Below are 12,757 nucleotides of genomic sequence, written 5' to 3'. Positions count from 1 at the left end.
TTCTCAATAGTTTGTAATTAATACTTCTTTTGTGTTGCTAACCGCAGCCTGATAGTTGGAGTTGGAATAATCAGCTTTCAGATAATGGATGTTATATCTGTTGGCCCATCTTGCCAAGGTCTCGTTGTTCATACCTTTGTGCTCGATAACATTCGACAAAGCAAAGCTGATTCCACGCTCGTTGAGGTCATCCAGTTTTTTGAAGAGAAGCAGGTCGTCTTGTTCGCTCCAACCTGCAAATCCTCTTTTGCCATCATTATACGAACCACAGGATATTAAATAAGGTGGGTCTGCATATAGAAAGTCTCCTGTTCTCATAAACGTAAGGTCGAACTCTCTGAAATTGCAAACATGAAATTCTATGTTTTTTAGGATGTTATGCATTTGTTTGAGATTGTGCTCGATGTTGGCATTGTATGAGCTCCTGTTTATGCCGAATGGATTGTTGAACTCTCCTTTATTGTTGAATCTGAACTGGTGGTTGAAGCCGTAGCAAACAAGCATGAATAGGTGAAGCGGTTGGTGTGTCCGATTGTATTCTTTGCGTAGAGAATTATATCCGTCTCTGTTTTGTTTGCTTAGTTGATATTCTTCGATAACCAGTTGAATTTGCTTTGTTAAATCATCTATGCTGGTTTCTTTGAAATATTTAAAAAGACTGATGACGTAATTGTTGATGTCGTTACAGATTATGCGTTGGGCATCTACATTGATAGACACGTCAAGTCCTCCAGCAAATAAATCGACAAAGGTATTTATCTGTTTTGGAAACAAAGGAAGTATTTGGGGCAATAGCCTGTACTTCCCGCCGATGTAATTGAGAGGAGACTTCATCATAGTTTTTTTTCGATAAAATAAAGTTGTTCCTTTAAGCCTGCGGCATTGTTTGGAATTTTGTTTTTATATCTTCTGTAGTCATATTCGAACAATCTGAATGTTTGTCTGATTCCTGCTTCTTGAATGATTTGAGACATCACGTCTGTGGACAGTAAACTTTCGTTGTTGTATGATAATAAGATGTATCTACAGTTGAGATTTGTCAGTAATTCCCGAAACGCTTGTTCTGCTTTGCTCTTCTTGCAGAAATCCGACATCTTTTCGGGATCGATACGCATGCCAGTTATACCTTTTATCTGTGGGTAATCGTATCTTGCAATAGTTTCGAGTATATGATAGTTTGGCATATATTGCCTGCCATTATAGGGAGGGTCGAGATAGGCCAAATCGCTTACTACTTGCTGAGCAAAATCAGTGGCGTTCATATTGTAGCATTTGCAATCAACGTTACTGTGCAAAATTTCTATTTCTTGGAGAACTAAAGAATTGTAAGTCCTTTTGTCCCAGAATTTCAAGTATGCTCCATAAGTGCCAGTTATGTTGGACACATATGGTACGGCATTGATAAGCAAAGCTAAAAGATAAAAATATTCACTTTCAGTAATTTGTGGTTTCAATCGTTCTATCTCTTGCCTTATCAAGTCTATCTTTATGGCATTTTTATTTTGGAAATACATCCTTTTACTATTCTCGTTTGGAGAATAGTTCTGGTAGATAAAAGCTGTATTGATGTCGAACCATTTGGCATTTTCGATGGTTAGAGTGTTGAGGTGATTGATAGTTTCTTTCAACTTTGGACTTATAGGATTGTCCATTTCCAACATTCCTTTGCTCAATACGTACGACATATATAAACTGTCGTTAGAGTAAACGGAGTATCCGTTTTGCTTAAAGAATTGTGACACGACTCCTGTCCCCGAAAATACATCAGCAATGGTCTGAACATTCTCGGTGTTTTTGTCGATGACATTTTTGATGTTGGACAACATCAAGATCTTACTTCCTATGTAGCGCATACAGTATCTTTGATTGATAGTTTGCTAATTGCACCCAACTATCAATCCGCAAAACGCAATAGGGTATAAGAAAGGCGTGATGCCTCTTATCGCGTTTAGCACGGGGCGGCCTCGGAATGGAGCCCCGGAATACCTAATAAGAATGCATCACGCCTATGGCGTGTGCATCGCTATTGGTATTCCAGAAGCTACAATACGAGCCACCTGTCACATATTATTTTCGTGCTTTTTATTCCAATTAGAGTTTCCGAGGCTCTTGGCTAAACGCGAAATAATAGCGAATGCGTAATTTTTACCCACAATGTCTTGGAAAAATGCCGTGAAAGGCGAAATTCCAGTGCAAAGGTACAATAAAAAAATGAAAAGGTGGAATAAATGCATCTTTATTTTTAAGCAAACGGCTTTCTTTTTGTTTTATAAGGTGAAATTACTAAAAATAACATTGTAAATGGGCAAAATATGCTGTCTTAGGCAGACTTGATACGGTGAAACGCCGTACATGGGTATTGACAGGCATCTGAACTGTTACAAAATATGCACCAGTTGCGTTTTGTGGTTGTTGCAAAAAATGCAATAACCTCATTTTCCTCCATAATCTAACAACAAAAAAAGCATGGCGCAAATCACTGCGCCATGCCCCAATAAAAGAAACCCTTATAGTCAAAATAGAAATTAGCTATTCTAATTCTTTTCCGGTACTAATCTTTTCTAGTACTTTGCATTCTGAGGATCAAAGTTGGTCCAACCATTCATCCAGTTGGTGCTGCCATCGAAGGCTCCGATGTAGGTTACGGTGTCGAAACCTGTCCAGCCATTGAAACTTGCGGCACCGAGCAATGGGCTTCCTGCGATAGGTGTATAGCCATCTGCACCAACCAATGAGGTCCATGAATCAAAATACTTGTTGCTCTGCTCTGCAAAGAAGAAGGTGTTGCTGTATGACTTCTGATTCTTGTCGATGTCCTTCTTCTGGGCAGCATCGTAGAGGTAATCCTCATACTGCTTGTTGGCATCAGTGCCAACGGCATCCATACCAGCGAAATATACATTCTGAAGCTTGAACTTGCCATCCTTGGCATCCTTTACGGTTTCACCCTTCTCACCATCAACAATCAAACCGATAGGCCAGCCTAAGGCTACAGAGTTGATGCAGTTGAGGTTAGAAGAACGGCGAATCTGCATGGCTGACTGGAACTTGCCAAGGGCTGAACCATTGTTCGGATTGTAGGCACCGGCATTGATATAATCTGTGGTGTTCTGGAACTTATCATCCAATACCTTAGGACCTACAAAGGTGATGTTAGAGAAGGTTGCCTTGGTACGAGGATCCACGGTAGCACCATCGGCGCAGTTGTCGCTCTCGAAACCGTTGCTCTGAGAGGTGTCGGCTATCTTGCTGTCGCGCAGAGAAAGACCATACTGCACCTTTCCTGAGAAACCGTTATCTGTATCGAAATCATCATCCCAGCCCTTGTAGGCTACGAGATACTTGCAGTTTACTGTACCGCCAAACCACTCGAAGGAATCATCATTGGAATAAGATACCTGAACGTGGTCAATCTCTGTGCCTGAACCTACGGAACCGAGAGTCAAACCATTAATCTCCTTATCCTTCTGGAATGGATAACCGGCAAACTCGATGCGTACATAACTCAAGGCTCCTGAGTTGTCAGCATCATCTGCGCCACCATGCTTGGTACGAGGACCACCCTCTATCTGCTGCTCAGTCTGGTTGTTCTTAGCCTTGCCGCAGAGAATGATGCCACCCCAGTCGCCAGGCTTTCTGCTGCCGGCAGCCTCTTCAGATGTAAAGACGATAGGCTCTGTGGCTGTACCCTTGGCGATGAGCTTGCCGCCACGCTCTGCGATGAGTGCCGCCTTGGTTTGCTTGTCGCCCTTGATAATCGTTCCCGGTTCGATGGTAAGCTCTGCACCATCTGCAAGATATACCCATCCCTTGAGGAGATAAGTGCCTTTCTTCAAAGTCTGCTTGCCTGTGAAAACGAATTCCTGGTCGCCGTTGCCAATCTGTGTTCCGTTGGCGTTTTCCTTGTCATCTGTTCCGAAGAGGATGTGGTCGCAAGCCTTCAAGCCGCCATTGGTTGTCCACTTGTAAACTACTTCTGATCCAGGATTTGGAGAAGGAGTTGGATCGTCATTGTCACTGCTGCAGCTGCTCAACATGGCAGATGCTGCGAGGATGCCCATGCATCCTAAAAAATACATCTTGTTCATCATTGTTTCCTGTTTTATTAAACAAACATCTATTATTATCTTTCTTGAAATTCTACGGATAGTCTCTAAAATTTATAGATTGCCTGCAAACCGATGTTTCTACCCGGCTTGTAGCATCTTGCTATTTCTTCTACTTCCTTCTTGCTTCCGTCGCTATACGTTACATCGGCAAACTGCTTGTAATATATCTTTTCAGCAAGAAGATCTCTTACGTTGAGCTTCAGTTCCAGATGCTCGCCGAATTTCTTAGCCAGCGAGAAATCAATGGTGTTGCGGGGCATCTCGTAGCTGTGAGGCACTCGGGAATTGGAGTCATCGCCTGTGCTCCCCTCGCTTCTGCCCACACCGATGATTCGCTTGCCTATGCGGTTGTAGAGCAGGGCGATATCCATCTTTAATGGCTCATTCTTATAGAAGATGCCGGTGTTGATAAGGTATGGCGACTGACCCTGCATCGGTCTGTCTTCCTCTTTCGAACCCTTCTCAAACTGCACCTTGCTCTTAATCAAGGCACCGTTAAACGACCAGCTGAAATCCTTCAATCCTATGAATCCGAGATTCTTTCTGATATCCAGCTCCACACCATAGTTGTTGGCACTCTTTGCATTCTTGTAAGAGTAAATCAAGTCAGTGCCACCAGCCACCGTATAGGTCCACTCGATAGGATAATCGAAGTGCTTGTAGAAGACTGCCAGAGAAATGAGCTCTCCACGGGATGGATACCACTCATATCGCAGGTCGAGGTTATCGACATAACAGTTCTTCAACTCAGTGTTTCCCTGCACATTGCTGGCAAGGTCGAAGTCGTAATACACCGACGACGATACTTCACGGAATTCTGGGCGGTTAATACTGCGGCCATACGACAGTCGCACCTGGTGCTGGTCGCTGATCTTATATGTTGTATTGAGAGATGAAAAAACATCATCGGTCTTGTAATGACGGCTCGATTCACTCTTCTCGTAGTCACGGGAATTGGAGATGAGTTCCATATCATTATGCTCGAAGCGGACACCGGCGTGGATGCCGAGTTTGCCAAAGGGGAGAGACATCGCCAGGTACCCGGCGCCTAAGGTGTTGTGTCCGCGGTAGTTATTGCGCATCTGCTTTTCCTCCAGAAGATACAGCTTGTCGTAACCCATGTTTGCCTCGCTGGAGAGCAGGGTTGGGATGTCGCTGTGGCGGAAGTCGGATGGCATGTTGTTAGCTGAAACATTCCAGTTGTAGATGAAGTTGCGGGTCTGGTATTCTCGGCTGCGATACTCCCCATAGGCACCCACCTGTAAGTTTGGCTCAAAGTTGCCAAACTTGAAGTGGTGCTTGTCATTTACCCCAAGAGAGAGAATGTGTTCGTCGAGTTGAGTCCACTCGCGGGATATGTCGTTGCCGGTGCTCAGGGCATAAACGCCCGATTCAAGAGCATCGTCGATGAGGTATCTACGACGGTCAGGCAAATGGCGGTTGGCATACGCATACCCGATGCTCCAGTCAAGGGCATCGCTAGTGAAGGTGTGCTTGCCGGTAAGCTGACCGTTATATGTAGTTCGACTGCGGTAGTAATACTCTGCGCTTCGCTCCAGGTTCGACTGGGCGCTCACGCCATCACGCCAGGTATATCGGCTGGTAGCCAACTGGTTGAAGATGTTCTTGAGCTGATACTTGTGATTGCCGTCCTTGGAAAGGAAGGTGAAGTTGAGCATTGCTCCGAGTCTCACATTATTATTATACTGGTCGTCAACAGAGTGACGAAGATAGTTCGGCTTGTCGTTAGCCGCATCATAGATGCCATAGAGGTTGTTCTCCATGTTCTCGTAGGTGCGGTATTCGTTGGTATAGTTCAGGGCGGCGAGCATGCCGAGTGTTCTTCCGCCCAGCATCCAGCGCTGGTTCAGGCTAGCTGCCAGTTTCAAGTCGCCCAAAGGCTTCTTGTTCTTGATGAGCCAATCATTGTTGAATCCGTTGCCCAGGAGCGAAGTAGCATAATCGCCCACCGGTTTTCCGTTGGCATCGAGCTGTGGATTCAAGTCAGCATGGATGCCCCCATTCAGGTTTCTCAGTCCATTGTCGAACCCTAGGAAATCGGTTCCGGAACCTTTTGAGTAAGAAAAGTCCTTGAAGGCAGAAGATGTATTCCAGTTTCCGCCTACGGCGATGTTGAAACTGTTTTCTGCCGGAATCTCCTTGGTGTTGACGATGATGAAACCGCCTGAGTAATCTGCGGGATATTCAGCCGTTGGCGACTTCACGATGGTAAGGTTGTCAATCTGCGAACTTGGGATGATATCGAAGGAGAATGCCCTGGAATCAGCCTCAGAGCTAGGCACTGCTCCTCCGTTCACCCATACATTGTTATAACGCTGCGACAAGCCACGAACCATCACGAATTTATCGTCGATGAGGCTCACGCCTGGCACTCGGCGTATCACCTCACCCGCATTCGTATCTTGAGTTCTGGATATTTCCTGTGCCGAAACATTGCTCACGATGACGGGACTGTTTTTGGCCACCTGTATCATTGCCGCATCCGTATTACGCCTTTCCACTGCGGTAACGGTCACCTCTTTCAGCTGCTGTTCATCAGGTTGCAGCGCGATTACCTGGTCTGCGTCCTTCGCCTGAACCCCGTCAATTTTTTGAGTCTTATATCCTATATAATTAATATATAGTGTATATTTCTTGTCTTTATTCAATCCATCGATCTGGAAGTTTCCGTCGATGTTGGTGATAGCCTTCACGTTGGTTCCATCCACAGTGACGACTGCACCGATGAGTATCTCTTTCGATTTCTGGTCGATAACCACACCCTTAATCTGTTGCGCCCACGTTGGCATGCTAGCCGCCGAGAGCAATCCTAATACAATAATTCCCCTTTTAGCATTCATAACCTATATCGTTTGATTTCGGTTGCAAAGGTACGGCGGTATTATTACATCGCGATTGCAATGAAGTTGAAAGGCATTGACGAAGCTGTGACAATGGTGTTACGGTTGCAACAACTAAAAAAGTTTAAACATTTAACCTGAAGTTTTGAGATAAATATAGAAATTACTATATTTGCATCATGATTACGGAATATGGTATAGAGGAAAAGTCTAATTCTGAGATTATATCTGGATTAGGAGGACGATGCTATACATATAAACATAAAATTTTAAAGCTATGAATATGAGGAGATTTATATTTTTTCTGATTGTCTGCGAGTTCTTTTCTTTGGCATGTATTGCTGCAAATAAGACTATAAAAGGACATATTGTAGATGAATTTGGTAAGAACGTTGAATTCGCTAGCGTATATGTAGATAGTATATATGCAGTATCTGACAAGGAAGGAAAATTCTCTCTGGTGGTACCCGATGGCATGAAACAGGAACTTGTGATTAGTCATATCAGTTATCAGACCAGTGAAATTCCTTATGATGTATATAGCAAAAAGACTTCGCTGCAACTTACGTTGAAAGAAAAGACTTGTGATTTGTCAGATATAACAGTCGTTTCCGGTAAAAAGCAGGAAAGTATTCTTGGAAAGGGAGTTCGGGCACCAGGTGATGTTGCATTTCATAACGTTAGAAACACGAAATATGAAACGGGACCCTTATTTGTTGTAAATAAAGACTATTATGTGAAAACAGCTAAGTTGCGAGTACAAAAATGTACTTTTGCTTCATGCACAATTCGCTTAATCATTTATGAAGTAAAGGGAACAAATTTTGTGCCTGTACAGCATCGACCTTTGTACGTCCGATTATCCGAAATTTCAGATAAGAAGGATTTGTCTGTTTGGATAGAAGAACCGTTGAAGCTGGAGCGCAATCATAAATATTATATAGGTGTAGCTGTTATGGCAAGTAGCGGTAATGGCGAAATTCATTTTCCTGCTTATTTCAAGAAGGGCTGCGTAAGAAATCTGTGTACAGATAGGAAAAAGAATTTGCCAGTAACCTTGGGCGTTTCTCTTTATGGTATATCTGCAAAGCATCTTTAGTAACATTTTCTATTGCAATAACTAAAGATATTTAAATATTTAACCCTATATTTGGCGATAAATAAAGAAATAACTATATTTGCAGCATGATTACGGAATATGGTATAGAGGCAAAGTCTAATTCTGAGATTATATCAGAATTGGGAGGACGATTCAAGCAATATCGTCTGTTCAGCAATCTCACTCAGAAAGAGGTGGCTGTAAAGGCTGGTGTGAGCATTTTCACCATTAGCCAGTTTGAAAAAGGCGAAGCTAAGAACATAGGCTTTGGCACTATTCTTTCTCTGTTGAGGAGCATTGGATTCCTGCAGGAAGCTGAAAAACTCTTGCCGCCGCTGCCAATGCTGCCTAGCCAAGTGAAGAAAATGAATGAAAAGAAGGAAAGGGTAAGACATGAAAGATAATGTTGTGCAGGTGAATCTCTGCCTGACCATTGGGGAAATGTGGTCTTCCAGAAATGGATGGAAGCCAACCATCTATTTTAAGGAAGAATAAGAAAAGAAAACGAAAAGATAATCCGAAACAGAAGCATTGGCAGTTATCTGTTTCGGATTTTTTGCAATGATTAATTTCCAACGCAGTTCTTCCTCAACCACATCCCGAAGAAGCGGTCGTAGATGATATAGCTGCCATTGTACTTGTAGATGAATTCTCTATTGATCAGCGTCTTGAGAGCAAGACTCACGCTGCTGGCAGCAGGCAAGTTGTGGCGGCTGATGAAATCCTGCGAAAGAATGGAGGTGACAGCCTTATCCTGGGCAATGGCAGATAGAAGGGCAGCCTGATTGTCTGTAAGGGAATCGTAGTAATTCACGAATGCCACTTCCTGCTCGTTCACTAATTCCAGGGTTACATCATCAATTTCCGCTGTCGTAATTTCCTTTCCGTTCTGATAGAGTCGGTTCAGAATATCCTGAATATACCAGGTTTGACCATCCACCTTATTATATAGATAGGCAAAGGTATCATGATCCATGGTCAGATTCCGGGTTTCCATCCATCTGTTGGCAAAACGATGATACTCATCCTGGTTGATGAGGGGAAGATTGAGAATTTGCGAACTCTGATAGAATGGTCGCTTTGCCGACAGGAACATATCGGTCATCATGTGCTGCTTGCTGCCTGCAAAGATGAAATATACATTCGGCAAAAACTGGATATAGGAGCGTAGCAGGGCCTCTGTGCCATCTTCGGGATATTCGGCTATCTGCTGGAACTCATCGATGGCAATATAGATTCGTTTCTCCGATTGTTTCAGATACTCGAAGATATGTGTAAGGGAATCTTCGCGCTGGCTTGGCGAAACCGTAATCGAGAACGTAGGGATTCCCGTCATTTCATCAAACGACATCGTAGGCTTGTAGCCGGCAAAGAAAGTGGTAATCTTGCGCATGGCAGTTTGCGAGAAAGTATCAACCTTCCCGATAACCGTCTTTGCCAATAATTGGATGAATTGGCTCAGATTTCTTGTGGCATTGATGTCGAGATAGAAACAATGCGTTTCAGGCTCCTGCTTACTGATGTTCTCAAAGACATGGTGTATGAGTCCCGTCTTTCCGATGCGTCGGGGAGAGATGAGGACGATGTTGCGCTCATTCTGCAAAGCCTTCATGATGACTTCCGTCTCTTTCTTGCGGTCGCAGAAGTATTCTGCTCCCTTATATCCGTAGATAACAAATGGGTTATTCAGCTGTTCCATAACGTTTTATATCTATTCCATGTTTTGTGTTCCATGTTTTATGTAATGCAAAGATAGTAATAATCTTTTAGGTAAGAGATATATTAGTAAGAACTTTATTACAAATTAACTTTTTACTAGTTATACTGATGTCATTTTCGGGTTCCCCAAATTCAACAAGCATGTGCTAAACAACGAAATGCCTCAACCATACTAGTCGAAATCAGTTATTATTAGGTTAAAACTGTAAGTAAGTAAGCGATTTCATACAATTATAATAAGGAATCGTGTGGTTATTGCTTTTCTTTTTGTATCTTTGCAACCGTTTGGCAATTGTGGGTACCAAATCATACATAAAGGAAAGAATATCTAATAATAAATAAAAAGTAATGACTACACTTACAATTTCTATTATTGTCGTTTTCGTGCTCGGCTATGCACTCATAGCCACCGAAAGCTTGACTAAGGTAAACAAGGCAGCAATTGCCCTGTTGATGTTGGTAGGTTGTTGGACCCTCTACATGGTGGATCCAATGCAGTATCTCCAGTTGATGCACCCTGATTATACAGGCGGTGCTGCTGGAATGGTGGAGAAAGTGACCGGAATCATCCAGGAACATCTGGGCGATACCGCCACAACACTCTTCTTCCTGATGGGTGCAATGACCATCGTGGAAATAGTTGACCAGAACGGCGGATTCAACTGGGTTCGCAAGGTGATGAAGACCAAGTCGAAGCATGCGCTCCTCTGGCGTATCGCTGTCCTTACCTTCATCCTCTCGGCTATCCTCGACAATCTGACCACCAGTATCGTGATGATCATGATTCTCCGAAAGCTCGTCACCGACCACAAGGACCGCATGGTTTATGCATCCCTAGTCATCATCGCAGCCAATTCGGGTGGTGCCTTCTCACCAATCGGCGACGTTACCACCATCATGCTCTGGAACAAGGGATTGATTACTGCAGCCGGCGTTATCGCCGAAATCTTCATCCCGTCTGTGGTTTCCATGGTGATTCCTGCCCTCATCCTTCAAACCATGTTGAAGGGCGAACTCATGATGCCTGAGGTTTCTGACCAGCAGAATGCATCGGTCAGCGATTTCACCGAAGGTCAGCGCAAGGCAGTGTTCTGGTTGGGAGTAGGCGGCTTGATCTTCGTTCCTATCTTCAAGAGTATCACCCACTTGCCTCCATTCGTAGGAATCCTCCTGGTATTGGGCGTTCTCTGGACAGCTACCGAAGTTTTCTATCGCGGTTTGCATCGTGGAGCTGATGCCGAGGGCACTCAGAAGCGAGTAACCAAGTTGCTTTCTCGTGTTGATATGAGTACCATCCTCTTCTTCCTCGGTATCCTGATGGCAGTATCCTGCCTGGCTGAGATTGGCGTGTTGACTGCTTTGGGTCAGGGCTTGAACGTCGTATTCGATGGCAACCATTACCTCGTAACTGGTATCATCGGTGTGCTTTCAAGTATTGTTGACAATGTGCCTCTGGTAGCCGGATGTATGGGAATGTATCCTGTGGCAGCCGCCGGTGATATGGCTGTGGATGGCGTCTTCTGGCAGTTGCTCGCCTACTGTGCCGGTGTAGGAGGTTCAATGCTGATTATCGGTAGTGCTGCTGGTGTGGTAGTAATGGGTTTGGAGAAGATAACCTTCGGCTGGTATATGAAGCACATCTCCTGGATTGCTTTCGTAGGTTACATCGCAGGTATCGTTTGCTACTGGTTCATCCGCACCTTCCTTTATGCTATCTAAAGGACAGAACTTTCGTATATGGGGAAGTTAAGGGAAGTTAGGAAGTTAGGGAGAAGTTAGAGGGACAAATGTTCTAAGTTTTACGCTAGAAGACTATTGTCTCTTAACTTCCCGAACGACCGTAGGGAGTGATAACTTCTTTAACTCCTTTAACTTCTGAACTTGCTTATAAGGTAGGCTTTCTCTTTTACGTGAAAAAGTTTTTTTTGAGAAAAAGTCTCAAAGTCTCATTTTTTATTGAAAATACCGGCTAAAAGACTTGATAGATAATAAGATAAAGAAAATGAGACTTCTCTATTTTGGTGCCGAGAAGTCTCATTAAAGTCTCATAGAAGTATCATTGTTTCACTTTTTTCTTTACAAGATACTTCATACCATCTGCAAATCTCTTGTGTTTCAACTCACTCATATTCGCCAGTTTTCTGCCGAATCCCATCAGGCTGTTTACCTTGAGCGATGAACCTATCTGCTTTTTCAGATAGTTGAAAATCTCGGCAGCAGTCAGATATTCACCCTCTTTCTCTATGTAGTCTATGTAGTCAACTAAATATAGACCGCTTAACGGGCTGTGACAGACCTCCTTATGGTCATTATTCCTAGTCCTACTTGTCAGTTTTTTACCTTATTCCTAGTTTGTATTGACATACTTTATAAACTGGAAAAGTAGACACTATCGGTTTTATAAAACTGAAATACTAGACACTTCTAGAAAGGTTAGATTTTAGTGAAGTCAATCTCATCAGAGAAGTGCTCGAACTCAACATCCTTATATCCGTATCTGGCGAAGAGCTGTTTGATATATACCTGTTGTTCCGGCAGGAGTTTCAGTTGTCCCAGTTTCTAACGGTAGTATTGTCCTTTGCTGCCGAGGTAGTCTCTCATTTCGGCGCGCAGTGCAGGAGCGTCTTTCACTTTCATTTCGGTAAAGAGATGGTCGAATCCCCATGCCATTTTCACGACACGCAGCGGAGCGAAGTACTTGCATTCTCTGTTTTTCAGGGCATTTGGGAAAATGGCATCCCCTCTATCAGTCTTCTCGTTTTTGTAGAGACCGGATAGATAGTGAATACATTTGTCTTTCATCGGACATGGTTCGGTGAAACAATAGGTGATGAGGCTAGGAACGTTTCCGTATTCGAAAGCCTTTTTCAGTAATTCCTTTTCATCCATGTTTCTTAAGTATTAAGAATAAAACATTCTGTTTTACTAAACGCAAAAACATCCTGTTTATTGCCTTATAAATGCTATTA

The 12,757-nt window shown here is 43.4% G+C and carries 10 protein-coding genes; 3 read left to right on the top strand and 7 right to left on the bottom strand.

Annotation, left to right across the window (positions count from 1 at the left end):
* Positions 1-3: 3 nt before the first annotated feature.
* The 4 genes from ACTQ53_RS09485 to ACTQ53_RS09470 form a co-directional block, all read right to left on the bottom strand.
* Positions 4-834 carry a DNA adenine methylase gene (locus ACTQ53_RS09485; protein WP_441932858.1) on the bottom strand — a complete coding sequence of 277 codons (831 nt, stop codon included), beginning with the start codon at positions 832-834 and terminating at the stop codon, positions 4-6.
* Positions 834-1,853 carry a DNA adenine methylase gene (locus ACTQ53_RS09480; protein ID WP_441932833.1) on the bottom strand — a complete coding sequence of 340 codons (1,020 nt, stop codon included), beginning with the start codon at positions 1,851-1,853 and terminating at the stop codon, positions 834-836. Before ACTQ53_RS09480 ends, ACTQ53_RS09485 begins: the two co-directional genes overlap by 1 nt.
* Before the next feature lie 708 nt (positions 1,854-2,561).
* The gene (locus ACTQ53_RS09475; RefSeq protein ID WP_441932832.1) at positions 2,562-4,091 is read right to left on the bottom strand and encodes a hypothetical protein; all 1,530 of its coding nucleotides are present in this window, start codon (positions 4,089-4,091) and stop codon (positions 2,562-2,564) included.
* Positions 4,092-4,153: 62 nt separating this feature from the next.
* On the bottom strand, positions 4,154-6,970 hold the full coding sequence (locus tag ACTQ53_RS09470; protein WP_441932831.1) for a TonB-dependent receptor domain-containing protein: 2,817 nt from the start codon (positions 6,968-6,970) through the stop codon (positions 4,154-4,156).
* Between the two features lie 283 nt (positions 6,971-7,253).
* Here ACTQ53_RS09470 and ACTQ53_RS09465 point away from each other — a divergent pair, with 283 nt between their 5' ends.
* Together ACTQ53_RS09465 and ACTQ53_RS09460 are read left to right on the top strand one after the other, a co-directional pair.
* On the top strand, positions 7,254-8,069 hold the full coding sequence (locus tag ACTQ53_RS09465) for a carboxypeptidase-like regulatory domain-containing protein (RefSeq protein ID WP_441932830.1): 816 nt from the start codon (positions 7,254-7,256) through the stop codon (positions 8,067-8,069).
* Between the two features lie 86 nt (positions 8,070-8,155).
* The gene (locus ACTQ53_RS09460; RefSeq protein ID WP_006848442.1) at positions 8,156-8,473 is read left to right on the top strand and encodes a helix-turn-helix domain-containing protein; all 318 of its coding nucleotides are present in this window, start codon (positions 8,156-8,158) and stop codon (positions 8,471-8,473) included.
* A gap of 161 nt (positions 8,474-8,634) precedes the next feature.
* Here ACTQ53_RS09460 and ACTQ53_RS09455 read toward each other — a convergent pair whose 3' ends face one another.
* Positions 8,635-9,768 carry an AAA family ATPase gene (locus tag ACTQ53_RS09455; RefSeq protein WP_441932829.1) on the bottom strand — a complete coding sequence of 378 codons (1,134 nt, stop codon included), beginning with the start codon at positions 9,766-9,768 and terminating at the stop codon, positions 8,635-8,637.
* A 368-nt stretch (positions 9,769-10,136) separates the two neighbouring features.
* Between ACTQ53_RS09455 and nhaD the strand changes: the two genes are divergently transcribed.
* On the top strand, positions 10,137-11,507 hold the full coding sequence (gene nhaD, locus ACTQ53_RS09450) for a sodium:proton antiporter NhaD (protein WP_441932828.1): 1,371 nt from the start codon (positions 10,137-10,139) through the stop codon (positions 11,505-11,507).
* 337 nt (positions 11,508-11,844) lie between these two features.
* Here nhaD and ACTQ53_RS09445 read toward each other — a convergent pair whose 3' ends face one another.
* Both ACTQ53_RS09445 and ACTQ53_RS09440 read right to left on the bottom strand, forming a co-directional pair.
* On the bottom strand, positions 11,845-12,033 hold the full coding sequence (locus ACTQ53_RS09445; protein ID WP_441932857.1) for a DUF3874 domain-containing protein: 189 nt from the start codon (positions 12,031-12,033) through the stop codon (positions 11,845-11,847).
* 314 nt (positions 12,034-12,347) lie between these two features.
* Positions 12,348-12,677 (bottom strand): DUF6078 family protein, encoded by a 330-nt coding sequence (locus tag ACTQ53_RS09440; protein ID WP_441932827.1) that lies wholly within the window; start codon positions 12,675-12,677, stop codon positions 12,348-12,350.
* Between the last annotated feature and the right edge of the window lie 80 nt (positions 12,678-12,757).

This window comes from Prevotella sp. Sow4_E9_plate, from assembly GCF_052116205.1.
Lineage (GTDB): Bacteria > Bacteroidota > Bacteroidia > Bacteroidales > Bacteroidaceae > Prevotella.
This window is presented reverse-complemented; position numbering and strand designations above follow the sequence as displayed.

Excerpts from the sequence above, each read along its gene's own strand:
- ACTQ53_RS09485 (WP_441932858.1), bottom strand. The coding sequence starts at position 834 with ATGAAGTCTCCTCTCAATTACATCGGCGGGAAGTACAGGCTATTGCCC.
- ACTQ53_RS09480 (WP_441932833.1), bottom strand. The coding sequence starts at position 1,853 with ATGCGCTACATAGGAAGTAAGATCTTGATGTTGTCCAACATCAAAAAT.
- ACTQ53_RS09475 (WP_441932832.1), bottom strand. The coding sequence starts at position 4,091 with ATGATGAACAAGATGTATTTTTTAGGATGCATGGGCATCCTCGCAGCA.
- ACTQ53_RS09470 (WP_441932831.1), bottom strand. The coding sequence starts at position 6,970 with ATGAATGCTAAAAGGGGAATTATTGTATTAGGATTGCTCTCGGCGGCT.
- ACTQ53_RS09465 (WP_441932830.1), top strand. The coding sequence starts at position 7,254 with ATGAGGAGATTTATATTTTTTCTGATTGTCTGCGAGTTCTTTTCTTTG.
- ACTQ53_RS09460 (WP_006848442.1), top strand. The coding sequence starts at position 8,156 with ATGATTACGGAATATGGTATAGAGGCAAAGTCTAATTCTGAGATTATA.
- ACTQ53_RS09455 (WP_441932829.1), bottom strand. The coding sequence starts at position 9,768 with ATGGAACAGCTGAATAACCCATTTGTTATCTACGGATATAAGGGAGCA.
- nhaD (WP_441932828.1), top strand. The coding sequence starts at position 10,137 with ATGACTACACTTACAATTTCTATTATTGTCGTTTTCGTGCTCGGCTAT.
- ACTQ53_RS09440 (WP_441932827.1), bottom strand. The coding sequence starts at position 12,677 with ATGGATGAAAAGGAATTACTGAAAAAGGCTTTCGAATACGGAAACGTT.